34 protein-coding genes and 2 riboswitches are annotated in these 24,009 nt (G+C 41.7%); of the genes, 21 read left to right on the top strand and 13 right to left on the bottom strand.

Annotation, left to right across the window (positions count from 1 at the left end; all coding sequences use genetic code 11):
- The first annotated feature begins 29 nt into the window (after positions 1-29).
- On the top strand, positions 30-224 hold the full coding sequence (locus tag QR721_RS07815) for a YqgQ family protein (protein WP_348025688.1): 195 nt from the start codon (positions 30-32) through the stop codon (positions 222-224).
- 37 nt (positions 225-261) lie between these two features.
- Here QR721_RS07815 and QR721_RS07810 read toward each other — a convergent pair whose 3' ends face one another.
- Positions 262-426 carry a DUF2759 family protein gene (locus QR721_RS07810; protein ID WP_348025686.1) on the bottom strand — a complete coding sequence of 55 codons (165 nt, stop codon included), beginning with the start codon at positions 424-426 and terminating at the stop codon, positions 262-264.
- A 160-nt stretch (positions 427-586) separates the two neighbouring features.
- Here QR721_RS07810 and QR721_RS07805 point away from each other — a divergent pair, with 160 nt between their 5' ends.
- Positions 587-1,213: an MBL fold metallo-hydrolase gene (locus QR721_RS07805; RefSeq protein WP_348025684.1), complete on the top strand. Its 627-nt coding sequence runs from the start codon at positions 587-589 to the stop codon at positions 1,211-1,213.
- 61 nt (positions 1,214-1,274) lie between these two features.
- Here the strand turns inward: QR721_RS07805 and QR721_RS07800 are convergent, their stop codons facing one another.
- The 8 genes from QR721_RS07800 to comGA form a co-directional block, all read right to left on the bottom strand.
- Positions 1,275-1,517, bottom strand: coding sequence for a DUF2626 domain-containing protein (locus tag QR721_RS07800; RefSeq protein WP_348025682.1), 243 nt, complete (start codon positions 1,515-1,517; stop codon positions 1,275-1,277).
- Positions 1,518-1,611: 94 nt separating this feature from the next.
- Positions 1,612-2,076 (bottom strand): hypothetical protein, encoded by a 465-nt coding sequence (locus QR721_RS07795; RefSeq protein WP_348025680.1) that lies wholly within the window; start codon positions 2,074-2,076, stop codon positions 1,612-1,614.
- Positions 2,063-2,503 (bottom strand): competence type IV pilus minor pilin ComGF, encoded by a 441-nt coding sequence (locus QR721_RS07790; RefSeq protein ID WP_348025678.1) that lies wholly within the window; start codon positions 2,501-2,503, stop codon positions 2,063-2,065. Before QR721_RS07790 ends, QR721_RS07795 begins: the two co-directional genes overlap by 14 nt.
- Positions 2,484-2,825 carry a type II secretion system protein gene (locus QR721_RS07785; RefSeq protein WP_348025676.1) on the bottom strand — a complete coding sequence of 114 codons (342 nt, stop codon included), beginning with the start codon at positions 2,823-2,825 and terminating at the stop codon, positions 2,484-2,486. Before QR721_RS07785 ends, QR721_RS07790 begins: the two co-directional genes overlap by 20 nt.
- On the bottom strand, positions 2,812-3,240 hold the full coding sequence (comGD, locus tag QR721_RS07780; protein ID WP_348025673.1) for a competence type IV pilus minor pilin ComGD: 429 nt from the start codon (positions 3,238-3,240) through the stop codon (positions 2,812-2,814). Before comGD ends, QR721_RS07785 begins: the two co-directional genes overlap by 14 nt.
- Entirely contained in the window at positions 3,237-3,518 is a 282-nt protein-coding gene (gene comGC / locus QR721_RS07775; protein WP_431189538.1) for a competence type IV pilus major pilin ComGC, read from the bottom strand. Before comGC ends, comGD begins: the two co-directional genes overlap by 4 nt.
- Positions 3,519-3,575: 57 nt before the next feature.
- Positions 3,576-4,619: a competence type IV pilus assembly protein ComGB gene (gene comGB, locus QR721_RS07770; protein ID WP_348029811.1), complete on the bottom strand. Its 1,044-nt coding sequence runs from the start codon at positions 4,617-4,619 to the stop codon at positions 3,576-3,578.
- Positions 4,585-5,613 (bottom strand): competence type IV pilus ATPase ComGA, encoded by a 1,029-nt coding sequence (gene comGA, locus QR721_RS07765; RefSeq protein ID WP_348025667.1) that lies wholly within the window; start codon positions 5,611-5,613, stop codon positions 4,585-4,587. The genes comGB and comGA overlap by 35 nt, the downstream gene beginning before the upstream one ends.
- A gap of 89 nt (positions 5,614-5,702) precedes the next feature.
- Here comGA and QR721_RS07760 point away from each other — a divergent pair, with 89 nt between their 5' ends.
- Complete coding sequence (locus QR721_RS07760; protein WP_348025665.1) at positions 5,703-6,197, top strand: shikimate kinase; 495 nt, start codon at positions 5,703-5,705, stop codon at positions 6,195-6,197.
- Positions 6,198-6,244: 47 nt separating this feature from the next.
- Positions 6,245-6,421 (top strand): hypothetical protein, encoded by a 177-nt coding sequence (locus QR721_RS07755; RefSeq protein ID WP_348025663.1) that lies wholly within the window; start codon positions 6,245-6,247, stop codon positions 6,419-6,421.
- Between the two features lie 18 nt (positions 6,422-6,439).
- Here the strand turns inward: QR721_RS07755 and QR721_RS07750 are convergent, their stop codons facing one another.
- Both QR721_RS07750 and QR721_RS07745 read right to left on the bottom strand, forming a co-directional pair.
- Entirely contained in the window at positions 6,440-7,216 is a 777-nt protein-coding gene (locus QR721_RS07750; protein WP_348025661.1) for a YqhG family protein, read from the bottom strand.
- 3 nt (positions 7,217-7,219) lie between these two features.
- A complete protein-coding gene (locus tag QR721_RS07745; protein WP_431189494.1) occupies positions 7,220-8,839 on the bottom strand; it encodes a DEAD/DEAH box helicase in 1,620 nt (539 codons plus the stop codon).
- A gap of 206 nt (positions 8,840-9,045) precedes the next feature.
- A riboswitch (glycine riboswitch) is annotated at positions 9,046-9,171 on the top strand.
- Between the two features lie 4 nt (positions 9,172-9,175).
- Positions 9,176-9,264: riboswitch (glycine riboswitch) on the top strand.
- Between the two features lie 72 nt (positions 9,265-9,336).
- Between QR721_RS07745 and gcvT the strand changes: the two genes are divergently transcribed.
- From gcvT to gcvPB, 3 genes are read left to right on the top strand one after another with little or no spacing between them, the layout of a single operon-like run.
- Positions 9,337-10,446, top strand: a complete 1,110-nt coding sequence (gcvT, locus tag QR721_RS07740) for a glycine cleavage system aminomethyltransferase GcvT (protein WP_348025659.1) — start codon at positions 9,337-9,339, stop codon at positions 10,444-10,446.
- Positions 10,447-10,462: 16 nt separating this feature from the next.
- Entirely contained in the window at positions 10,463-11,812 is a 1,350-nt protein-coding gene (gene gcvPA / locus QR721_RS07735; RefSeq protein WP_348025657.1) for an aminomethyl-transferring glycine dehydrogenase subunit GcvPA, read from the top strand.
- The gene (gcvPB, locus tag QR721_RS07730; protein WP_348025655.1) at positions 11,805-13,265 is read left to right on the top strand and encodes an aminomethyl-transferring glycine dehydrogenase subunit GcvPB; all 1,461 of its coding nucleotides are present in this window, start codon (positions 11,805-11,807) and stop codon (positions 13,263-13,265) included. Before gcvPA ends, gcvPB begins: the two co-directional genes overlap by 8 nt.
- Before the next feature lie 43 nt (positions 13,266-13,308).
- On the opposite strand, the gene QR721_RS07725 is transcribed toward gcvPB, so the two are convergent.
- Complete coding sequence (locus QR721_RS07725) at positions 13,309-13,686, bottom strand: rhodanese-like domain-containing protein (RefSeq protein WP_348025653.1); 378 nt, start codon at positions 13,684-13,686, stop codon at positions 13,309-13,311.
- 197 nt (positions 13,687-13,883) lie between these two features.
- On the opposite strand from QR721_RS07725, the gene mntR reads away from it, so the two are divergent.
- A complete protein-coding gene (mntR, locus tag QR721_RS07720) occupies positions 13,884-14,315 on the top strand; it encodes a transcriptional regulator MntR (RefSeq protein ID WP_348029809.1) in 432 nt (143 codons plus the stop codon).
- Positions 14,316-14,411: 96 nt separating this feature from the next.
- On the top strand, positions 14,412-15,302 hold the full coding sequence (locus QR721_RS07715; RefSeq protein WP_348025651.1) for a patatin-like phospholipase family protein: 891 nt from the start codon (positions 14,412-14,414) through the stop codon (positions 15,300-15,302).
- Between the two features lie 17 nt (positions 15,303-15,319).
- Here QR721_RS07715 and QR721_RS07710 read toward each other — a convergent pair whose 3' ends face one another.
- Positions 15,320-15,700 carry an SA1362 family protein gene (locus tag QR721_RS07710; protein ID WP_348025649.1) on the bottom strand — a complete coding sequence of 127 codons (381 nt, stop codon included), beginning with the start codon at positions 15,698-15,700 and terminating at the stop codon, positions 15,320-15,322.
- A 244-nt stretch (positions 15,701-15,944) separates the two neighbouring features.
- On the opposite strand from QR721_RS07710, the gene QR721_RS07705 reads away from it, so the two are divergent.
- From QR721_RS07705 to QR721_RS07650, 12 genes are all read left to right on the top strand, one after another.
- Positions 15,945-16,436 (top strand): YqhR family membrane protein, encoded by a 492-nt coding sequence (locus QR721_RS07705; RefSeq protein ID WP_348025647.1) that lies wholly within the window; start codon positions 15,945-15,947, stop codon positions 16,434-16,436.
- Positions 16,437-16,496: 60 nt separating this feature from the next.
- Positions 16,497-16,928, top strand: coding sequence for a type II 3-dehydroquinate dehydratase (aroQ, locus tag QR721_RS07700; protein ID WP_348025645.1), 432 nt, complete (start codon positions 16,497-16,499; stop codon positions 16,926-16,928).
- A 24-nt stretch (positions 16,929-16,952) separates the two neighbouring features.
- Positions 16,953-18,014, top strand: a complete 1,062-nt coding sequence (locus QR721_RS07695; RefSeq protein ID WP_348025643.1) for a M24 family metallopeptidase — start codon at positions 16,953-16,955, stop codon at positions 18,012-18,014.
- A 63-nt stretch (positions 18,015-18,077) separates the two neighbouring features.
- Positions 18,078-18,635 (top strand): elongation factor P, encoded by a 558-nt coding sequence (efp, locus tag QR721_RS07690; RefSeq protein WP_348025641.1) that lies wholly within the window; start codon positions 18,078-18,080, stop codon positions 18,633-18,635.
- A 112-nt stretch (positions 18,636-18,747) separates the two neighbouring features.
- Entirely contained in the window at positions 18,748-19,731 is a 984-nt protein-coding gene (gene spoIIIAA / locus QR721_RS07685; RefSeq protein WP_348025639.1) for a stage III sporulation protein AA, read from the top strand.
- Positions 19,673-20,188: a stage III sporulation protein SpoIIIAB gene (spoIIIAB, locus tag QR721_RS07680; RefSeq protein WP_348025637.1), complete on the top strand. Its 516-nt coding sequence runs from the start codon at positions 19,673-19,675 to the stop codon at positions 20,186-20,188. The genes spoIIIAA and spoIIIAB overlap by 59 nt, the downstream gene beginning before the upstream one ends.
- Before the next feature lie 18 nt (positions 20,189-20,206).
- Entirely contained in the window at positions 20,207-20,413 is a 207-nt protein-coding gene (gene spoIIIAC / locus QR721_RS07675) for a stage III sporulation protein AC (protein ID WP_348025635.1), read from the top strand.
- 11 nt (positions 20,414-20,424) lie between these two features.
- Entirely contained in the window at positions 20,425-20,814 is a 390-nt protein-coding gene (gene spoIIIAD, locus QR721_RS07670; protein ID WP_348025633.1) for a stage III sporulation protein AD, read from the top strand.
- Between the two features lie 23 nt (positions 20,815-20,837).
- Positions 20,838-22,028 carry a stage III sporulation protein AE gene (spoIIIAE, locus tag QR721_RS07665; RefSeq protein ID WP_348025631.1) on the top strand — a complete coding sequence of 397 codons (1,191 nt, stop codon included), beginning with the start codon at positions 20,838-20,840 and terminating at the stop codon, positions 22,026-22,028.
- 18 nt (positions 22,029-22,046) lie between these two features.
- Entirely contained in the window at positions 22,047-22,652 is a 606-nt protein-coding gene (gene spoIIIAF, locus QR721_RS07660; RefSeq protein WP_348025629.1) for a stage III sporulation protein AF, read from the top strand.
- On the top strand, positions 22,649-23,269 hold the full coding sequence (spoIIIAG, locus tag QR721_RS07655; RefSeq protein WP_348025627.1) for a stage III sporulation protein AG: 621 nt from the start codon (positions 22,649-22,651) through the stop codon (positions 23,267-23,269). The genes spoIIIAF and spoIIIAG overlap by 4 nt, the downstream gene beginning before the upstream one ends.
- 12 nt (positions 23,270-23,281) lie before the next feature.
- Positions 23,282-23,866 carry a SpoIIIAH-like family protein gene (locus QR721_RS07650; protein WP_348025625.1) on the top strand — a complete coding sequence of 195 codons (585 nt, stop codon included), beginning with the start codon at positions 23,282-23,284 and terminating at the stop codon, positions 23,864-23,866.
- Positions 23,867-24,009 lie beyond the last annotated feature (143 nt).

Here is a 24,009-nt window from a genome sequence, read left to right as displayed (position 1 = left end):
GCGTTATGTCCGTTGAACGGAGGCACATAATGAAAAGTTTATATGATGTGCAACAACTGCTTAAGAAGCATGGCATTATCGTTTATACAGGAGATCGGCTCGGAGATCTTGAATTATTGGAAATGGAAATTGGGGATTTGTACGCAGCTAAATTGATAGGTGTGGACGACTATCGAATGTGCCGACTGTTGATCAGCAAGGAAAAGAGACTGCTTGGTCAATAAAATGGACCCTCACGGATAAACCGAGAGGGCCGCATATCTAAGCTGTTATTTCCGAGATGATTGTAGCAATTGAGAAGAATCCGAATGCCAATGCAGAAAGTCCCGAGAAGGCAATTGCCAAAGGGTTTCGCAACTTCAGCTGACGCAATACCGAGACAGCGCTCAGCAAAGCGACGACGAGCAGAATGATTCCGAGTACCATATGATTCCCTCCCTTGAGCTGTAAAAAGCATTGAAGTATGACTCATTTTTGTATTATTATATATTTACTGAGTATTTCCTTATTATTTTAAATGATATAAATCATTTTGTCGAGAGGGTTGAATGATAAGGGGAGCAGTCACAACTGGAGGTTTTGCAGGATGAATATTCAAGGAATGTCCCTGGGACCGCTTGGTGCCAACTGCTATATTGTGTTTAAGGGGAAAGATGCAATTATTATTGATCCGGGAAGTGATGCTCAAGCAATCGAACATGCGATAGATCAACTTGATCTTACACCACAGGCCATTTTGTTGACGCATGCACACTTCGACCATATAGGAGCCTTGGACGAAATAAGAAAGCGCTATCAAACTGAAGTTTATATTCATGAGGATGAAAAAGACTGGCTTCAGGATTCTGGTCTAAACCGTTCAAAGCTTTTTTCCGGAGAAGATATTGTCACGTCTCCAGCAGAGCATTATCTTTATGAGGGAAAAATGGAAATTGGTCCATTTTCTATCGAAGTATTGCATACGCCGGGACACTCGCCAGGGAGTGTAAGTTTCGTATTTCATGAAGATGAAAAAGTAATAAGCGGCGACGCATTGTTTTTCCAAGGAATCGGTCGCACCGATTTGCCTGGCGGAGACCGTGATATTTTGGAAAACAGTATAAAAAGCCGACTTTATCAACTACCGGATACATATACAGTTTATCCCGGACATGGTCCAAATACTACGATAGGTTCTGAAAAACAGAATAATCCATTTGTATACGTCAGGTAATAAGAAAAGACCCTTGCAAGCTTTGCGAGGGTCTTTTTCGTTTTACAGCAAAATTGCTGCATCAGTGTCCGAAACCTGGAACAAGGATAAATTCCGTATACCAAGTAAATCCGACAAAGAAGACAGTGCAATATGCCGCAAACAGATACATGTACATGCGCTCAGACAGGTTCAGATAGCCGACAGTCAAGAAAAATGCGGTTTGAACTAAGAAGAGAATTGCGGTTTTTTGCATATCACCAATGTAAAACATGACTGTGAAGATACCTGTCCAAAAGGCAATGACTCTGAACATGCGATCCATGCCTATACCTCCTTTTGGAAAACGATTACATTTCAATTATAAACGAGGCTCTTTATAAAGTAAATGAATTGCCTGACAGTTTACAAGCGTCTCTTTATTCCTCTTTTTCTTTAATTTTAGTAGGAGTTTTCTTCGGTTCTTCTGTTTCCATTTTTTCTTCTTCTTTCTTCTTTTTTTTATCTACTTTTTTATTACTCTTTGCGGGAGGGGGGACATCTACCGTTGATGAAATTGATCGGACTCCTCCGTTTGTGGTTTTTGCTATTAAGGCTGCTTTATATTTCGTAGGTGAGGTTTCGGAGAGAGCAACTTCGACAAAACCATGAGGGTATTCGTATTTTTTATTTAATATTTTATTGGTCGGCCGCTTGGACTTATACTCTTGCCTGGCCTCATGAAGTCTCATTTGAATTAAAGTTTCAGTTTCAAGTTGTGCTATCAGGTTTTTTGTTAATCTTATTTCTGTTAAGTACATTTGGGTCATTGTCTGAATTAGGAGGAAGATCGCTGCGGTATAGAACAGGACAGCAGGAAAAATAAACCCTTTACTGTTTTTCATGTAGGACGATAACTTTTGAATAGTCTTCACCACCTTTTCCAACTATAAGAACTTTCAATCCGTAGGAAAGTCTCTCAAATTGGACGGTTTGAATACCCCTTAAATATATTTCATGTCCAAGATTATCTACTTGGCGGCGAATGAGATCTTCGTATTGACCGATCATGGCAACCCCTGCAGTCTCTGAATCATCAGGCAGTTTATAGCTTATTTTTCTCTTATCGGAATCGATATGCACATTGCTGGCCTGAGCTAGCTCAATCCTCAATACAGAGAAGAATTGCTGAATGGAAAGCTCTTCATAATAACTGTCATGTTTTGCTGTTTTCAAAGTGTGAGCCAGCAAAGGAAAGGCAATTGCGAGAAATGTAAGACCTAGCAACAAAGAGATGAAAGTAAATCCATGCTCACTTGGAGGTATGGCCATAGAGACAATGTGACTCCTGCTTCTGTACGGCATTTTTCCAACTTACACATCCCTTCTGGTATACTCCTTCTTCATATAACGAGAATGACAACTCACGATTACGTACTTTCCTGGTAAAATTGTCATTCGTCTTGCGCTCTTTGTCATATAGAATGTGCTGAAGTTCATCATGAAGGAGCTGAATGAACATTCTCGTATCGCTAAGTTTTTGCCGCTCTGCTTTTATTTTTGAAGCAATTGGAATGGCTAAGCTGGCGAGCATTAAGATGATTGAAATCGAAACGAGCATTTCAATGAAAGTGAACCCGTTACTTTTCTTCAAATCGAGCACGTCCTTTGCCAGGGGGGAGAATGAACCAGTAGTATTTATCTTTTGCCTTTATACTGAATTTGCCTGCTGAACTGATAGATCCCTTGTAGTTGAATGTAATTTCATTTCTTCTTGGAAAACCGATGAATTTATAGGAATCAGGAAGCGTTTGCTCGAATGGAAGTTGATGATGGACACTTTTGACGTTGTAATCCGCCTCTCTAATTAATAGCGAAATTGGCTGATTGGTCGTAATCGCCTCATTTTGTGCAACAAGAAGATGTTGATTAAGTGTTTCAAAAAATAGTTTCTCCTGAAGTTTGTCAAAAAACTTGGAACTAATTGGTATAGCAATGAACAGAAGCAGACCGGTAATGGATAGAGCAAGAAGGGACTCAATAAGCGTGAAACCTTTTTCGCAGTTCATGGCTTTTCCGAAACAGTCACTTTGCCAGTTGTACTGTCATACTGAAGTGTCTGTTTGCTCGAACAAGACTTTTGATCTTTTTCAATATAGCCGCCAGAAACGAGCTCATCAAGATTGGCTGGGAACTTTCCTTCCGCCAGTTCGTAGGCAGTAACCTGCGACTGAACCATCGACTTTAACGCCATGCATCCTTTTTTATTCACTTCTTTACTCTTGCCAGCTAGGTTTGGGATAATTAGTAAAATGAGAACAGCAATTATAAGCAGCACGATAAGCATCTCAATTAGAGTAAACCCTTTTTCTCCCTTTCGTATTTTTTTCAAATTAATTACCTCCTAAATCGATTGTATTAATTGGAACATAGGCCACATTAGCGTCATATAGATTATGATGATAAAAAAGCCGAGTACTATAAAAGATAGAGGCTGGATGAATCCGATAATATTTTTAATTTTTCTCTGAATATTGTCGATTACCATCTCCGCGTACGAATCAAGATCTTTTTCAAGTGATGTGTAATCAGCATTTTTTTCGAAAATGCAGGAAAGGTTGCTGTCAAGGAAGGCAAGTTTAGTAAGTTCTGTGCTAAGGTGAGCCCCTTTTTGAAGTGTGGCGTTTATTTTGCTTGAGTAGAAAGCGAGTATTGGAAGCTTTTCCTGATCGGACATGTGTTGAAAAATCTCCTTAAATGACATGCCTGTTTTAAGGAGGGAAGTTATATGAGAGGCAAATTGATAGGAAGTGTTTAACCATAAGTAGGAGCGGATGCCGGGAATGCGTCTGTATATTGAAATCTGCTTCTGAATAGGAAGTGACTTTTTTTGAATGAGCCAGAAAACGGTTATGAAAATAATGAGCAGGCATGTAACAAAAAAGCCGGAGATGAAATAATCAATGACGCGTATTGAGAACTTAACTGTCCAAGCCGAACCAGACCCTTCCTGGAAAAGTTCGAGGAAGGAAGGGAGGACAGACTGTTTAATGAAAAATAGAAGAACTGTAAATACGAAGAAAAGCACAATGGGATAGCGGATTGTTTGTTGGAGTTTTTTTGCATGGAGCAGGCGGTTTTCAAAGAAAGACAGACTTTTTTCCAGGCTCCCGACAAGATCATTGTTTGTGTGAATGAAATAGAGGTGAGATGCGATGGATTTATTGAAGCCGCATTTCTCAAAAGTAATATCCATCGGCAAGCCGGATTTCAGTAAGGCGATCATCCGGCTAGCTGTCCGGTTCATTGTTTGATCCCATTTTATAATTTCCAGGGATTCTAACAGAGGATAGCCCCGTTCAAGCAGACGAAGCAATCTTTTCAAAAAACGTAATTGTAAATCTACAGAAAGACTACTTTTTTTCCGTTTCTTTATAAATCTTTTCATTGATGAAACCATAAGCAAAAGCCTTCTTTCTCAAATGATTGAAGTCGACGTTTAAATAATGAGTCAGAGGTATCTCCCATATGGCGTCTCGGAGCTGTTCATCGTAGAGCAGTTCCATAATTGCAGCTCTTTGTGCCTTATCATTTAGGATGTCTAGCCGAAGCAAATCCAAAGCAGCCACACAAATAAGAGACTGTTCCAAATCAGACTGGCGAATTCCCATCTCACGCAGTCTTTTAATCGTTCCTACAGCATCACGTGCATGAAGTGTACCGAGAACGAGATGGCCGGTCAATGAAGCCTCAAAAGCGAATTTTGCCGTCGCTGCATCTCTGATTTCGCCTACCATAATAATATCCGGATCATGACGTAAGGCAGCCTTGAGACCGGACTGGTACGTTATGCCGGCTTTTTCGTTCAGCTGTACTTGCAAAACACCTTCAATATTCTTTTCAATCGGGTCTTCCAAAGTAATCACCTGATAAGGGTGCTTTTTTATATGGTGTTCGAGAAGGGCATACATCGTAGTAGTCTTACCGCTGCCTGTCGGTCCGGTAAATAGGATTAGACCAGATCGATAGGACATCCATTTTGTGATTTTTGCAAGCTGGGACGGAAAAAGAAATAATTGATCGAGACTGTGAAGTTTTTCTTGCGGAAGCAGGCGGATTGCGAGAGATTCATTACGCATTACGGGAAGAGTGGAGAGACGCAGTGAGTAAGGTTGCTTCGAAATGGGGTCAAAAATTTCGAGCGTACCGTTTTGGGGCTTTCGTACTTCGCCGATATCCATTTCAGAGGTAAATTTGTAATATGTGAGAAGTTTTTGATATTGATCATTAGCGATTACAGCGTAGTGTTGTCGTTCACCGTGAATTCTAAAATGAATATTTGTTTCAGAGGATTTAGGATTTGGGTGGAAATGAATATCGGATGCATGTTGCGAGATGGCTGCTTCGAGGATTTTTTCAGCAAATGATGAAGCATCGTTCACTTGTATTTCACCTCCCTTTGGCATATTATTTCGACATGAACATGCAAACTCCTTCTTTTTTACAAAAACATTTAGAAAGGGGAAGAGGAATGGAAAGAATCTTTTTGATTGGATTTATGGGCAGTGGTAAAAGTACAATCGGGCATGCACTGGAAAAGTGCCATTCTGCTGATTTTGCTGATACGGATCATTACATAGAAAAAAAGCATCAACGAAAAATAACTGACATTTTTGCTGAAGAGGGCGAGAATTATTTCAGAGAATTGGAAACGGAAGCCCTGCGAACAGTTGAGGCGAAAATCGTTTCTACAGGTGGTGGCATTATAGAACGTATAGAAAATATCTCTGTCATGAAAGCAAGGGGGAAGATCGTCTACCTCGCAGCATCTTTTGAAGAAATTTCTCGACGTCTTGAAGGAGATGCGAGCCGTCCGTTATGGAAGCAGGATGAATCAGGACGTAAGGCGCTCTTTGAACGAAGAGAGCCTTTATATGAAGATGCAGCGGATTATATTGTCCAAACTGAAGGGAAAACAGCAGAAGAGATTGCTGAATGTATCCTAGATTATATGGGCAGTGTATAGAATGTTGTATGTCGGAACACCCTGTTATTAAGACAGGAGGAGTTTAATTGGACACGAATGAAATGTTCAAATTGGCAGGAGAAAAACTGATGCTCCGGCTGGAAAATGGTAAACCGAAAAAACAGAGAAAAAAGGAAATCAGAAATCGAGGCACGCTTCTTTTTGGCGATCTGCCCTTACTTCTGAAATGTGCAATGAAAAAGAAAGACGGCAGGGCTGGTTAGGGGCCTTGTCCGTCTTTTTTATTCAGCAAGCGCATTACCGGTTAGATAAAGCATTCCTGCATTGATAATGTCCATTGTGATTTTTGGATCGTATCGACTTTTGATCGCAGCAAGCTCCCGTTGGAAAACATCCATATTTTCCTTGTCACCAATGAAATGTTTGAGCAGGTCAATTTCTTCCTGCATTGATTTTAATGAATGGTCAGCCCAGCTATGATCTTGCCGATCCACATATGCTTGGAGCAGTTTCTCGATTCGATTAAAACCACTGGAGGGCTGAATGACCGGAGAAATTGTGTGACATAGATCACCAATGGATAAAGAGAAATCTAAGGCGCTGACAGCATCCATCATTTCATTTCGCATTTCTCCATTTACAAGATTGATCCCCAAAGAAAATAATTCTTCCTTCCGATGTTTGCCTTCATAAATGAGTTTGAAGTTGACGAGAAGCCAAGGAAAAAGAGCCGTATTTGCACTCGGTTTTAACAGTTGAAATTGACGCGTCAACTTCTCGTTTTGCCTTAAGTCATTAAATATTTGCTGAAGACGCGGACTGCCTAAATAAATATATTCCCCATGTGTGTCTTCTTGTGGTTTGTCTGTATGCAGATTAAGCGTAAATGGCTTGCCAATCGCTCCGGTGCTCTTGACATATTGCCAGTAAAAAGGGCGATTCATGAGTGCTTTGTCACGTTCTTCAGTAAGTTTTATTTCAAGCATTGAGTTTGTTTTTTTTGTAACTTCACAACTATGAGCTATGAAGTACCTTTCAAGATATGCCTGGATATTCATTGGTCAGGCCTCCTTTTGGACGTCCGCGTTACTCTCAATGACTGACATGAGGTTTTCCAATTTTATTTTCATCTCACCAGTGGAGGTCGACTCAGCGAAGATCTGTCCAAACTCCTGATCAAGGCTATCGATTTCCAAGTCGGCAAGGATATCATCAAGTTCACCAATCACTTTTTCGAACAGCTCCAGTTTGTCGTAAAGAAGCTTCATAATATGTTCTTCAATTGTATTCCGAATGGCAAAGTTGAAAATTTTAACGTCATTTTCCTGACCATATCTGTGTACACGTCCGATCCTCTGTTCGAGCTTCATTGGGTTCCAGGGAAGGTCATAATTTATGACATGATGGCAAAACTGGAGATTGATTCCTTCTCCGGCAGCCTCGGTTGCAATAAGCACTTGAGCTCGGTCACGGAACAATTGGCGCATCCAATCTTTCTTTCCAGCTTTGAAACCGCCACGAAAGGGCACGGATGAAATGCCATGACGCTTCAGATACCATTGTAGAAAAGTTTGAGTTGCTCTGTACTCTGTAAATACGATTGCCTTTTCACCATTTAAGCTTTTCAGAAGTTCTGCAAGACGCTCTGCCTTTGGGTGATTCTCAATCGTTATTAAGTCTGGCATTACATCGCGAATGGCAGGATGATGTTTTTGCTGATCAAGGGAAAGAAGACAAGCTTCTCTTGAAGAACAGAGCTCACGCAAATAGGTGATCCGGGCAAAGGGAGGCATTTCCTGAAGCGCCTCTTCAAGATTTGAATATGCATTTTTACCTTTTTGGCAAAAATCAAGCCACACCGTTTCGATGATACGCTTAGCAGTGTTTAATGACGTTTCATGACGTGTGTTGCGAATCATCACTTTTTGTATCAATTTGTTCAGATAGGCATCTTCACGTAATGCACTTCTTTTATTTCCAAACCGTTTCATAAATGATTCGCTACTTCCAAGATGTCCGGGTTTGAGAATGGAAACGAGATTGAAAATTTCTATAAGTTCATTTTGAATTGGCGTAGCCGTAAGAAGAAGGCAGTATTTTTTTTGAATGGTTTGTACAAATTCATAGTTTTTGGTTTTGCTGTTTTTCAGTTTGTGAGCCTCGTCGATAAGAAGGAAGTCATATTCTATATTGGCGATATGCTCACAATGTGGGGCCCTTTTGGCAGTATCCATTGAAGAAACGATAATATCAGCCTGTTCCCAGCTGTAGTTTTTTCTGTAAGCTACAGCCGGAATGCTGAATTTCTCCCGAAGTTCGAAAACCCATTGGGTAACGAGGGACGCCGGCACAAGAATCAATGCTTTTTTAACAAGACCGCGAACCATATATTCTTTGAGGATTAAACCAGCTTCAATAGTTTTGCCCAAACCAACTTCATCTGCTAAAATTGCCCGGCCATTCATTTCTTCAATAGCTTGTTCTGCAGCTTTAACCTGATGAGGCATAAAGGTGATTTTAGGTAAATGCTGCAAGGAGCGGAGACCTTTAAAATCTGATGCTACAGAAGATTTTTCAGCTTCATAGGCCAAACTGAATAGCTCCCAGGATGACATATCCCGGCTCTTGGCCATGCCATCAAGAAACAGGTCTTTGAAATTGTCATCCTTTTTTATGTGCATTGGAATCTTCCTTTTTTGTCGAATTCATTTATCGTATGAATAAAGTGGAATATATCTAACTTCGTTAAAAATCCGGAATATGCAGAAAACATTTTAAGTAGACTACTTCTCTTTTCACTTTTATGTGATATAATGGCTCGTATAAAATAGAATTTCACGATGATCACTCCTAGTATGGCCATTAGGCTGCGGTTTTATAAATGCGAATGATTACAAGGGGAGAGCTTACTTCATGAAACGTGTTTTACCATACATATCTTTTTTTCATGGAAGTAACGCCGAAGGAGCAAGCGCAAGCGAATCTCTCAGGCAAAGAAGACTCTTGTGGGACGCAACTCTGGAGAGTGTTTACTTGTTTGTGTAAACCACCCACGAAGCAAGCACCTGTACAATTCGGGTGTGCAACTTTCAGGTTGAAGGACAGAAATTTCCGGCTTGGTCGTTGAAAATTTCTATTTTTTTGCTTAATTTTAAATTAAATAAGGAGTGGATGGATAATGAGTGAACTGAAAAGAACTCCACTGTTTCCGGAGTACGAGCTTCTTGGTGCGAAAGTTGTCGATTTCGGCGGCTGGGAAATGCCTGTTCAATTTACAGGAATCAAGCAAGAACATGAAGCTACTAGAACAAAAGCTGGTCTGTTTGATGTTTCCCACATGGGCGAAGTGACAGTAAAAGGACCAAAGAGCGAAGAGTTCCTTCAGAAGGTAACAACAAATGATGTTTCCAAACTGAAGCCCGGGCGTGCCCACTACACATTCTTCTGCTACAAAGATGGCGGTACTGTCGATGATCTTCTAATCTACAAGCTTGCAGATGAAGACTACTTGCTAGTAATCAATGCCGGCAATACAGATAAAGACTTTGATTGGCTTGTTGAGAACAATGACTATTCTGCAGAAGAGCTTGAGTTGAAGAACGTATCTGCTGAATGGGTACAGCTTGCTTTGCAAGGCCCAATTGCAGAAGAAGTTTTGCAAACAATGACAGATGAAGATCTTAGCGAAATCAAGTTCTTCGGCTTTAAAGAAAACGTTAAATTCAAAGGCATTGAGCAGCCGGCAATTGTTTCCCGTACAGGTTACACAGGGGAAGATGGCTTTGAAGTATATCTTCCAGCAGCAGGCGGACGCGATCTTTGGAAAGCGATTCTTGAAGCTGGCAAAGATAAAGGCGTTCTACCAGTCGGACTTGGAGCTCGTGACTCATTGCGTTTTGAAGCGGGACTTCCACTTTACGGACAAGAGCTTTCAAAGGACATCACACCAATTGAAGCTGGCCTGAAGTTTGCTGTTAAAGTGGACAAGGACAGTGATTTCAACGGTAAAGAAGTTCTTAAAGATCAAGTCGAAAACGGCACAGCACGCAAGCTAGTCGGTATTGAAATGATCGATAAAGGCATTCCGAGAACAGACTACCCTGTTTTTGTCGGTGATGAGGAGATCGGTTTCGTAACTACAGGAACACAATCACCAACTCTTGGCAAGAACATCGGAAACGTTCTTATTAAAACTGAGTATGCCCAAATCGGCCAGGAAGTAGAAATCCAGGTCCGCAAGAAAAAATTGAAAGCCGTTGTGGCAAAAACACCGTTTTATAAGCGATAAAACAGGAGGGTTAATGATGGAGTTTAGATATCTGCCAATGACTGATGGCGACAAAGCAGAAATGCTGAAGACTATTGGTGTCGAATCAACAGAAGAACTATTCTCGGACATTCCGAAAAAAGTACGCTTCGATCGTGAGTTGGATCTTAAGAAACCGACAAGCGAATTTGAATTGAAAAATGAACTTGCTGCTATGGCTGCAAAGAACAAGAACTCAATTGACAACACTTCATTCCTTGGAGCGGGCGTATACGATCACTTCATTCCGTCTGTAGTTGATCATGTCATTTCACGTTCTGAGTTCTACACAGCTTACACACCTTATCAGCCTGAAATCTCTCAGGGTGAATTGCAGGCTATTTTCGAATTCCAGACAATGATCTGTGAACTTACAGGCATGCCTGTTGCCAACTCTTCTATGTATGATGGCGGTACTTCACTTGCTGAAGCCGTTAACTTGAGCGCTGCTCACACTAAGAAGAAGAAAGTTATCGTTTCTAAAGCGGTTCATCCAGAATCAAGAGCGGTTATTCATTCTTATGTAACTGGTCCTGGACTTGAAATCGTTGAAATTGATCATAAAGATGGTGTGACAGATCTTGAGCAGCTTGCAAAAGAACTCGATGAGAACACAGCAAGCGTAGTCATCCAGTATCCGAACTTCTTCGGTCAAATTGAGCCGATGGACAAGATCAAGGAATTGATTGACACACAGAAGAAAGCTATGTTCCTCGTATCAAGCAACCCGCTTGCACTTGGTTATATGACACCACCAAGCGAATTTGGTGCTGATATCGTAGTAGGTGACGCACAAGTATTTGGTATCCCGGCTCAGTTCGGTGGACCGCACTGTGGATATTTCGCTACAACTGAAAAATTGATGCGTAAAGTTCCAGGTCGCCTTGTTGGTGAAACTGTTGATGAAGAGGGCGTACGCGGTTACGTATTGACTCTTCAGGCACGTGAACAGCACATCCGTCGCGACAAAGCAACGTCAAACATCTGTTCAAACCAGGCATTGAACGCACTTGCCAGCTCTGTGGCAATGAGCTCGCTTGGTAAGAATGGTGTTATCGACATGGCTAAGTTGAACATGCAGAAAGCCCGCTATGCAAAAGACCAGATTGCAAAAGCAGGCATTAAAGTCACTTATGAAGGTTCATTCTTCAATGAATTCGTAATCGAATTGAATAAGCCTGTTTCTGAAGTGAACGACCAATTGATTGAAAAAGGCATCATCGGCGGTTATGATCTTGGATTCTATTACCCTGAACTCAAGAATCACATGCTCGTTGCCGTAACTGAAATCCGCACAAAAGACCAAATTGATGCTTTTGTAAAAGAATTGGGGGATATCAATGGCTAATAAGGAATTTCCACTAATTTTCGAACGCAGCAGAGATGGCAGAACTAGTTACAACTTGCCTGCTCTGGATGTTCCTGAAACTGATCTAAACGCTGAACTTGGCGATACATTTGTCCGTAAGGCACCTGCTGAGCTTCCAGAAGTAAGTGAATTGGAAGTAATGCGTCACTATACAGGTCTATCTAACCGTAACTACGGTGTAGACTCAGGATTCTATCCACTTGGTTCTTGTACTATGAAGTACAACCCGAAAATCAATGAAGATGTAGCCAGAATGCCTGGCTTCAGCCATGTTCACCCATACCAGGAGCCAAATCAGGTTCAGGGTGCAATGGAGATGCTTTATGATTTGCAGGCTTCTCTTCGTGAGATCACTGGAATGTATGACGTTTCTCTTCAGTCTGCTGCTGGAGCACAAGGTGAATGGACAGCTTTGCTTATGATCCGTGCTTTCCACCATGCTAATGGCGATCAGAAGCGTGACAAAGTTATCGTTCCTGACTCTGCACATGGTACAAACCCTGCCTCTGCTACACTTGCAGGATTTGATGTAATCAGTGTAAAGACAAACGAGAACGGTCTTGTTGACATTGAAGACTTGAAGAGTGTTGTAGGTGATGACACAGCAGTACTTATGCTGACTAACCCTAATACACTTGGTCTTTTCGAAACTGAAATTCTTGAAATTGCTGAAATTGTTCACGGTGCCGGTGGTAAGCTTTACTATGATGGTGCTAACTTGAACGCAATCATGGGTTATGCACGTCCTGGCGACATGGGCTTTGATGCTGTTCACTTGAACCTACACAAAACATTCACTGGCCCACACGGTGGTGGTGGTCCTGGATCAGGTCCTGTAGGTGTATCTGAAGAGCTTGCTCCATTCCTTCCAAAACCAGTATTGATGAAGAAGGATGAAGAGTATGTGTTTGAATATGACCGTCCACAGTCAATTGGTCGTATCAAGCCTTACTACGGTAACTTCGGCATTAACTTGCGTGCGTATACTTACATCCGCACAATGGGTCCTGTCGGCTTGAAGAAAGTAAGTGAGTATGCAGTACTCAACGCCAACTACATGAAGGCGAAATTGCAGGATCATTACGATCTTCCATACACACAGCATTGCAAGCATGAGTTTGTTCTCTCTGGACGTTCTCAGAAGAAGCTCGGCGTGCGTACTATGGATATCGCAAAGCGTCTGCTTGACTTTGGCTTCCATCCGCCAACTGTTTACTTCCCACTTAACGTTGAGGAAGCAATCATGATTGAGCCGACTGAAACTGAGTCTAAAGAAACACTCGATGAGTTCATCGATACGATGATCCAGATTGCTGATGAAGCGAAAAACAATCCGGAAATCGTTCAAGAAGCTCCTCATACAACTGTATTGAAGCGTCTTGACGAAACAACAGCTGCAAGAAAACCGGTATTGCGCTACATCAAGAAATAATCATATAAAAAAGCTCCGGTAATTGATTACCGGAGCTTTTTTATTATTTTACTTTACCAGTCCATTTTTTGAAGCCGCCTTTAAGCTGATAGATATGCTTATAGCCTTTTTTATGCAGCAGATCAGCTGCTTTAGCAGAACGCGTACCACCTTGGCAATAAAGGTAAACGGGCTTGTCCGGGCGGATTTCCACTAAGCGCTGTTTAAGCTGTGTAGCAGGAATATTCCGTGCACCAAGTATATGTCCGTTTTTAAATTCCTGAGGCTCACGCACGTCAATCAACTGTGCTTTGCGATAACCTTTACGGAATTCTTCTTCATCCAATACCTTCAAGTATCTGCTTTGGCGAATCGTTCTAAAAATGGTGTAGGCGATCAGAACCACCAGTATGGCAAGTATTGCCCACCAATTGCCGTTCATTTGCAATTCCTCCGTCTCTATTAACTAATATCACGTCTCTATTATAGGGGAAGTGTCCTGTTTTGCAAAATGATTCTTCTGAAACTTAGGTTCTCATGCTACGACACTTCGCTTGTAACGTTTTCAATATTGCGGTATCCTTGGTATACAACAATATTGCGGGTGGTCAAAAATTATTCGTGAAATGGGGAGATCTTTTGCCGACACCGAGTATGGAAGATTATATTGAACAGATTTACAATTTAATTGAGACAAAAGGATACGCGCGTGTTTCTGATCTGGCGGAAGCGCTTTCAGTACACCCTTCATCTGTGACAAAAATGGTTCAGAAGCTAGATAAAGATGATTATTTGAACTATGAAAAGTATCGCGGGTTTGTGTTAACTTCAAAGGGTAAACAAATTGGTGAACGTCTTGTATTCAGACATGATTTACTGGAACAATTTCTTGAAATCATTGGAGTGGAAGAATCTCAGATTTATGATGATGTAGAGGGAATTGAGCACCATTTGAGCTGGAACTCCATAGACCGGATTGCAGAACTGGTAAAGTATTTTAAAGAGGACGAACAACGTCTTCAGGAATTGCGAGATACACATCTTGATCAAACGACAGATGTTCAGGCATAGTCCAATATGGATTATGCCTTTTTGTATTCTAGTCATATTATGCTTCCTGCGGGCTTACGATTTAATGTGAAATCATTTTATCAAAGGAGCATGTATGTGCAAATTGATGTTGTTTTTTCAGGTGGCGGTGTAAAAGCCTTTGCTTATATCGGAGTTTTGGCTGAAATGGAAAAGAAGGGACTTTCCATTAAACGGGCAGCTGGGACATCTGCTGGTGCAATCATTGCTTCATTCCTGATTGCTGGATACACAGCGAAGGAAATTGAAACACTGCTGGATGAGCTGGATTTAACCTGTTTTCTAGATAGTCCAAAGTTAATGCATTTCATTCCTTTCAGCAAGTGGGGCATTTTATTTTTTAAGAAGGGGATTTATAAAGGAAATAATTTTGAATATTGGCTTGAAACATGTCTTGCCCGGAAAGGAATTCGTTTCTTTGGAGATTTGCCGGATGGTGCGCTTAAAGTAGTGGCGAGTGATTTGACGCTTGGGAGATTGGTTGTTTTCCCGGACGATCTGGAAAAGGTCTATGGACTCGATCCGAACTCCTTTCCAATTGCGAAAGCTGTTCGCATGAGTGCCGGGTTCCCATTTTTCTTCATGCCAGCAACATTAATTAGCAATACTGGCCTGAAAAGTCAGCTTGTTGATGGCGGTATGTTAAGCAATTTTCCTCTTTGGCTCTTAGGAAAACGTAAGGTTATGAAGAAACGACCTGTTCTTGGCATCAGGCTATCTGTACCTAGCAGTTCACTTAAAAAGAAGAAAATCGACAATGCATATGAAATGTGTGAGGCAATGATTTCTACAATGAAAACAGCACATGACTCTCGATATATTTCAACTTCCGGACATCCTGATATTATGGAAGTAGCAGTAAAAAAAGCATCAACCATGGATTTGAACATTTGCGAAGAAACAAAAAAAGACCTCATCCAGAGCGGCAGGAATGCAGCAACGAGTTTTTTCGCTGGCTGGCCGAATTGATGAGGACCTCAGAGCTGTCAAAAGAGAGCTCTGTTTTTCTTTTCTGTTTTTTGGCCTTCAATCACCCGCAGATGTGAAGGTCTTTTTTTGTGTGTTTTTTTAATTTGTGAAACTTTTTTCGCTTTTGCGGAGTTTGTAACAGAAGGGGTCTGTTTCTTGTATTTTTGCTGTGACTGTTTGACAGCCTGTTTGTATTTCTTCATATCTGAGGAAGGGGCTGTCTGGCGTTTCTTATAAAACAGGAAGTAGAATGCTGCTGATATAAGCGCACCAAACAGGAGAGCGTACAGCAGGTTTTTCACAAGTCCGGACGGATCAGCTGACAATTTATAGCCCAAGCCGAACAGTGCAAGGAATATCAAAGCATAGACGAATATCGTTACACCTTTATTACGCATGACATTTCCTCCTTTCGCAGGGTGGCGGAACAATCTTTTCTTATAGTTATTGTATACCACTTATCCTGAAAATTTCATCCACCATTTCTAAAAAACTTAAATGGAAATGGTCAATCTATTTTTACTTAAGTTTAGCCTCTACAATTATTCATTTCCAAATCTTAGCTTGAATATTCGATTCCAGCAATAAATTCAACGTATCAGTATAAACTGAACAGGCATAATAAGTACTGAGGTGTTGTAAATGAACAGTCAAAATAATGAAACAGCATTAAGTGTCTGCAAAAGGTCTATACTGACCGGATTTATCGGTGGAATCCTCTGGACGATGATTGGTACGGTTCTAGCTTATTTCAAATTTATGCAATTTGCTCCGCGGGCCATACTCGTAAATCCTTGGCTAAAAACAGGGTGGGCGAGCAGGTGGCAGGGTGGGTTACTTGCAATTTTCTTGGCCGGCATTCTATCCATATTCGTTGCACTCGTTTATTTCGTATTGTTCAGAAAGCTATCTAGTATGTGGATCGGAACGATTTATGGTCTTTTGATCTGGGCAGTGGTCTTCATTATCGCCCTTCCTGTAATTCGCAGTCTCCCTCATTTTGGAGCCTTGACAAAAGAGACACTTGTCACTTCAGCATGCCTATATATTCTTTTCGGTGTGTTTGTTGGATTCTCCATTTCATATGATTATGAGGATACAGTCACCAATAGTCGGACGAGCAGAAGAATGTAAACTTCATTGTATGATATGATACACTATATAGCGTCTAATTCGTGGGTGAGGATGAGATAAATGAAGAAATTACTGCTTCTGAACGGACCGAATATTAATATGCTCGGCAAACGTGACAAAAATATATATGGGTCTTTTACATTGGAAGAACTGGAAAGAGATTTGGCTAGTTTTGTTGAAAAGTCAGGGTATCATCTTGATGCTTTTCAGTCCAATCATGAAGGAGATCTTGTTGACAGACTGCATGCGGCAGACGGAGAGTATGCCGGAATCATCTTCAACCCGGCTGCTTATACACATACGAGCATCGCTTTGCATGATGCGATTGAGGCGATTGGAACACCAGTTATTGAGGTGCATATTTCCAATGTCCATAAGCGGGAATCTTTCCGCCATGTTTCAATGACTGCACCTGCATGTCACGGTCAAATCGTTGGTCTAGGAAAGCAAGGATATATGCTTGCGGCCAGTGCATTCATAAATAATTTTTAGAAGCAGCATGGGAGAGTGGATTATATGGAAAAATTGAAAAAGTTGAGAGAGAGATTTGCAGATGCTGGTGTTGATGGCATGCTGATAACAAGTCCGGTGAATCGCAGATATATCTCCGGATTCACAGGAACTGCTGGTGCTGTCCTCATTACAGCAAAAGATGCGCTGTTCATTACCGATTTCCGTTATACAGAACAGGCCGAAGCTCAAGTAAAGGGCTTCAAGGTTATCGAAATGAAGGGCACGATGAATGCAGAAATCAACCAATTCATCAAGGAACTAGGAATCAAGCATCTCGGTTTTGAAAAACTCCATGTCACATTTGGAGAACATGAATCGTTTAAAAAGGTATTCGAAACAGAGCTAATTCCTGTTGGAGGAATTATTGAAGAAATCCGTCTGATCAAGACTGATGAGGAACTTTCAATCATGAAAAAGGCAGCTCAGATCGCTGACGATGCCTTTGAATATATTCAAACGAAAATTGCTCCTGGTGTGAGAGAGATTGAAATTGCCAATGAGCTCGAATTTTTCATGCGTCGCCAAGGAGCGACTTCTTCAAGTTTTGATATTATCGTAGCCTCTGGTTGGCGCTCTGCTATGCCACATGGTGTTGCATCTAATAAGGAAATCAAATCTGGAGAACTTGTAACTTTGGATTTTGGTGCGCTATATGAGGGGTATTGTTCAGATATCACGAGAACAGTTGCTGTCGGTGAAATCAGTGATGAATTGGACAAAATCTATCATACTGTTCTTGAAGCACAACTCCGTGGAGTTGAAGGGATCAAGCCGGGAATGACTGGTAAGGAAGCGGATGCCCTTACAAGAGATGTCATTAACAATGCAGGGTATGGCAAGTATTTTGGCCATTCAACGGGGCACGGTCTAGGTATGGATGTGCATGAACAACCATCACTTTCTCACCGTACAGAAACAAAACTCGTACCTGGAATGGTCGTAACAGTGGAACCTGGTATTTATGTGCCAGAAGTGGGTGGATGTCGTATAGAAGATGACATTCTTATAACACAAAATGGCAACGAAAGACTCACAAAGTCGAAAAAAGAATTAATTCATCTCTAAACGTGTGGTAAAATCATAAGCAGAGACTTGGTTCTCTCGGATCAACCTTAGGGGGACAACTTAATGATTTCAGTAAACGAGTTTAAAACAGGCCTAACTATTGAAATGGATAACGATGTTTGGCAAGTAATTGAATTCCAGCATGTAAAGCCAGGAAAAGGAGCTGCTTTCGTACGCTCGAAGCTTCGTAACTTGAAGTCCGGCAACATTCAGGAAAAGACATTCCGTGCAGGTGAAAAAGTTGGTAAAGCTCATGTTGAGCATCGCAAAATGCAATATTTGTATGCAACTGGTGATGCTCATGCATTCATGGATATGGAATCTTACGAGCAAATTGAACTTCAAGGCAGCCAGATTGAATATGAATTGAAATTCATCAAAGAAAATATGGAAGTTTCTATTATCCAATACAATGATGAGATTCTTGGTGTCGACCTTCCGAATAACGTTGAACTTGAAGTGGTCGAAACAGAACCTGGAATTAAAGGAGATACAGCGAGCGGTGGTTCGAAGCCAGCTACTGTTGAAACAGGACTGACTGTACAAGTTCCATTCTTCATCAACAAAGGGGACAAGCTTGTCATCAACACGTCTGATGGCAAATATGTTTCCCGAGCATAATCGTTTACGCTTAATAGCGGCATTGCCCACATGGGCAATGCCGCTATTTTTGTCATATAGAATGCGATCTTTCATATATTTAATTAATCGACGATATGGAGAGGGACAAGACATGGACGAAATTTTGCGATTGTTTCCAGAATCAGTTAAAGCGATTCTAGTTAGACAGATTGGAGAACGTTGGAACAAATTGCAGGAAATCAGGGTAAGACTTGGTCACCCGATCGAATTGTATTTTGATGATACGTTTGAATGGCTTCAGGATGAACGTTCTGATACGGGCGATTGTGCATATATTTTAAATCAATTGACTGAATTCTCCTTGTATAGGTTGGAGGAAGAGCTGCAGCAAGGTTATATCACAATACGAGGCGGCCATCGGGTTGGCATTGCAGGCACTGCTACTGTTCGATCAGGCTGCATACAATCTTTGAAGCATATAAATTTTTTCAACATTCGAATAGCCAAGGAAAAAATTGGAGCTGCTCAAGAAATATTGTCATACATTTTGACATCTGATGGTACTTGCAGGCATACATTGATTGCGGGGCCTCCTCAATCCGGGAAAACGACAATTCTCCGTGACCTTGCCCGTTTGTTGGCAAATGAAGCGGATGGGATGCGAGCAAGAAAGCTTGCCATTATTGATGAGAGATCAGAAATAGCAGCTTCATGGAATGGATGTCCGCAACATGATGTCGGTATGAGGACCGATGTCCTAGATGCAGCTCCAAAAGCTGAAGGGATGCTACTCATGATCCGCTCTATGTCCCCGGAAATCATAATAGCGGACGAAATTGGCAAAGTGGAAGACGCCAATGCTGTAAAAGAAGCTGCCAATGCAGGAGTAACGCTCATTACTTCGGTCCATGCACGCAGCATGGACGAGCTCAAGCAGAGACCAGTACTCAGCAGCCTTATTGAAGATAGGGTTTTTGAACGCATTATTCTTCTTGAGCGAAATGCAGTCCCAGGAAAAATTAAATCGGTTTTGGATACATACGGCAATCCGCTTAGGAGTTGGGGAGGTGGGTCGGATGTTAGCCTGGACAGGCGCAATCTTTCTTGTCGGAGCAGCGACATGGGCAGGTTTTGAATATAGCCGCCAGCTGGACATGCGTCCAAAGCAGATCCGCCAGCTGAAGAATGCCCTGCAAATACTTGAAGCAGAAATCGTCTATAGTCAGACTCCGCTTCAGCAAGCTTTTCATAGAATAGCGCGCCAAGTTCCCGAACCAACAGCTAGTTTATTTCAGAACTTAGCTGAAAGCCTTTTGGATCAAAATCGTAATTTGCCAGATATTTGGTGCAAACATGTCGAGGATCATTGCGAAGTAACAGCACTCGGTCCAAATGAAAAAGAAGTGCTTGTCCAGTTTGGACGCACACTTGGAATGCATGAACTGCAACAACAGAAAAAGCAGCTTCTTCTCGCATCCAGTCATTTGGAGAGAGAACTTGAAGAAGCGAGATCACGTCAGGATAAATACGGAAATATGGCCAAAATGCTCGGTTTTTTGGCGGGCTTGTTCATTTTACTTTTGTTCATTTAGCAAATGGGGTGAATTTAGATGCTTTCGGATGCGACCGTTCTGTTCCAAATCGCCGGAATCGGCATCATCGTCGCACTTATTCAATCGATCCTGAAACAGATGGATAAAGAAGAAATTGGCCAATTCGTCACGCTGGCCGGCTTTATTATAGTCCTGCTGCTTGTTATCAATAGCCTGTCCACGCTATTCCAGCAGATCAAATCCGTCTTCCTGTTCCAAGGATAGGAGCGTGATCCATGGATATCTTGCAGATTGTTCTTCTTGGAATTGTGACAAGTCTTCTCTATGTCGTCCTCAAAGACAATATTCCATCATTTGCCTTCTTCCTCATAGTTGTTGCAGGGGCGGGACTTATGCTGCTGATCATAGGGAAAGTCGGGGCAGTATTCGAACTCATTGAAACACTCGGAACGAAAGCTTCCATTAATACGATTTACCTCGCTACAATCATGAAAATCATTGCAATTTCCTATATTGCTGAGCTCGGCATGCACCTTACAAAAGATGCGGGGCTTGAATCAATCGCTTCAAAAATAGAACTGGCCGGAAAGATTACGATACTTCTCCTGGCCGTACCAATTATCACTGCAGTAATAGAAGCAATCCTGGGCTTCCTGCCAGTCTGAAAAGGAGAAAGGAGCTTTGGCGGATGCGACGTAGCAAACAATCTATTTTCCTGCTGATCCTGATATCACTATTCTTCTTCCACTCTCCAGATCTGGCAAGTGCTCAGAGTAAGGAAGAACCGCCTGAGGAGTCTTTTCAGAAAGAGCTGGCGGAGCAGATTTCCTTGGATGGAGTTCAAGAATACTGGGACAAGCTTGGCTCTGAATACAAAGGATTCCTCCCCGAACTTGAGAAGACATCCATTAAGGAGTTCCTGCTAAGTAAAGATGCATTCTCTGGAAAGCAAATTATTAAAGGACTCCTTTCGTTTCTTTTTCAGGAGCTGGTCTCAAATGGAAAGCTTCTAGGAATGCTTCTCGTACTCGTAATGTTTTCTGCAATGCTGCAGACAATGCATTCCGCATTTGAGCAGAGCACGGTTAGCAAAATTGCCTACTTCGTTGTTTATCTTGTTTTGCTTTTTATTGCGATGAACAGTTTTTATTCTGCATTTGACTATACGAGGCAGTCCATTGAAATGATGGGTGGATTCATGACTGCACTTCTACCCCTGCTTCTAGGTATTATGGCATCATTTGGGAATTTGCTTTCAGTTTCATTCTTCCATCCGGTCATCGTGTTCCTCATCTATGCTAGCAGCCTGGTCATCTCAAAATTTGTCTTGCCGCTTCTGTTCCTCTCAGCACTTATCTTAATCATCAGCAGTTTGAATGAGCGGTTCCGCATCAATCATCTGGCAAGTTTGATGAAGACAGTCGCACTCGGCACACTTGGAGCCTTCCTTGCTCTTTTCCTCGGAGCTATCTCGATTCAAGGGGCAGCCAGTGCTGTACAGGATGGGGTAGCAATGAAGACGACCAAGTTTATCGCTGGCAATTTTATTCCTGTTGTTGGACGAACCTTTACAGATGCCGCTGATACAATTTTCGCCGCTTCGCTCATATTGAAAAATGGAATTGGCATTATCGGAGCTGTTCTGCTACTCCTGATTGCTTTCTTTCCCGCTATCAAAATACTCGTTATTGCCATTATCTACAAAATTGCAGCTGCAGTACTTCAGCCAATAGGGGACGGACCGATCATCGAAACGTTGAACACGATCAGCAAGTATATGATTCATATCCTTGCCTGCCTCCTTGCCTGTGCCATGATGTTTTTCCTATCCATTGTCATTATTGCAGCCGCAAGCAATGTAACAATTCTCATGAGGTAGGTGGAGTAGGTGTTTATCTTGGAGGCCAAACAATGGATATATCAGATTATCGCCTTTCTCATTCTCGCTGCTATTATTGATCTGCTCATTCCGTCGACCCGGCTGCAAAAGTATGTTCGGCTTGCAATAGGTATGACTATGATGCTTCTTTTCTTGAAGCCGGTATTCCATCTCTTTGGAACAGATGTGGAAAGGCTATTAGAAAGAGGTGTGAGCCCGCTCTTTGCTGACAAGCAGGAAACGCAAATTAAAAATCAGGTGGAAATGCAAAAAAGTGAAATACTCGGAGTGAGACAAGCATATATTTCAAAACAGATGGCTGTCCAGCTTAAAGAACAGATAAATCCAGTGCTTAAAGAACGGCATCAAGCTGAGATCTCCAACCTGGAATTGAAAGTTTCGGATCAAGCTGGGGAGATAGAAAAAGCGGAAGCCGTCCTGAAACAGGCAGAAGAGGAGGATGCTGTGGCAAAAGTGGACACGGTCATCATTGGGAGTCCGGCAAAAGCTGAACAAAAGATTCCAAAAAAAGAAGAAGATGCAATCCGGGACATTTTGCAGAAGGAATGGAATCTTGATAAGCAGCAATTGACACTGCTTTGGGAAGGAGGGACAACCCGGTGAAAAAATGGCTGCAGCAACTGTTTAAAACCGATTCAAGTTCTGCAAAGAAGAAAAAAACACGTTATGTCATAGCCGTTGGACTGTTTGGGATTGTTTTGCTGCTTATGGCAAATCTTTTTACACCAAAAAAGGAAGAGCCGGATGAGATGCAAGGTGCTTTAAAAGAGCAGCTGGAAGAACCGGCAATGACTGAAGCAGCTCGTGGCAAGAAAAGCGAAACGACGGATCTCGAGAGCAATTATGAAGAGGAGCTCCGCGGCATGCTTGAGAAAATTCAAGGCATTTCAGACGTGGAAGTAATGGTCAACCTGGATTCGACAGATGTACAAGTATATGAAAAGAACCTCGTATCTGGTAAGCAGACAACCGATGAAACAGATACAAATGGCGGTTCCCGGACAATTGAGGATCAGACTGAAGAGACTCAGACAGTCCTTGTAAGGCAAGGAGACAAGGAAGTTCCGCTTCTGGTTCATACAAAAAAACCGAAAGTCAGAGGCGTTTTTATTATAGCAAAAGGTACTGATAGCGCAGAGACAAAGAAATGGGTAGTGGAATCCGTGTCCCGTGTGCTTGATGTACCGACGCACCGTGTATCTGTCATACCGAAAAAATAGGAGGAATGTCCAATGTTGAAAAAACAAACGATCTGGCTCTTAACAATGCTCAGTTTGATGGTTGTACTAAGTGCTTATTATATGATGTCACCGAATAGTGAGGATCTTGCTTATATCGACAATGGAGCGAAAAAAACTGAAGGTACAAAAACTGCGAATGGTCCAGCTAAGGGGAATGCTGACCTTTCAGCGAAAGCCGGAAAAGATGCTGAAATGGATGAAATCCGCAATGTTGGTAAAAATGAATTCTTCACAACGATCAGAATGGAAGTCCAAGATGAGAGAAGCAAGAAAAAAGACCGCTTGAATGAAGTAGTAGCTTCAGGAAGCGCAACAGCTGAAGAGAAAAACAGAGCTTTGCAGGATATCGATGAAATCGATAAAGCAGCCTCAAAGGAATCCATTTTGCAGGAAACAATTCTAAATGCTGATAAAAAATATGAAGATGTACTAGTTCGAGCAAAAGAAGATAAAGTCCAAGTTCATGTTAAAGTAAAAGAGATGTCCCGTGAAGAAGCGGTCAACATTATGCAGCTTGTAAAAGATGAATTCGGTGAAGTGCCTGTCGACATTAATTACCAACCGACAGAAGGGTAAGCAAGCCGGAACAGCCTGTTAAATAGCAGGCTGTTCCGGTATTTTTCGTTTCATTATCCAAACCATTCGCATTAAGCTCCATGCATTGATATAATAAATACGATATACATACGCGAATTGTGTCAACGAAATTATATTGAAGC

This window comes from Aciduricibacillus chroicocephali, assembly GCF_030762805.1.
In the GTDB taxonomy this organism is placed as follows: domain Bacteria; phylum Bacillota; class Bacilli; order Bacillales; family Amphibacillaceae; genus Aciduricibacillus; species Aciduricibacillus chroicocephali.
The sequence above is the reverse complement of the archived record's forward strand: the minus strand, read 5'-3'. Positions and strand labels throughout refer to the sequence as shown.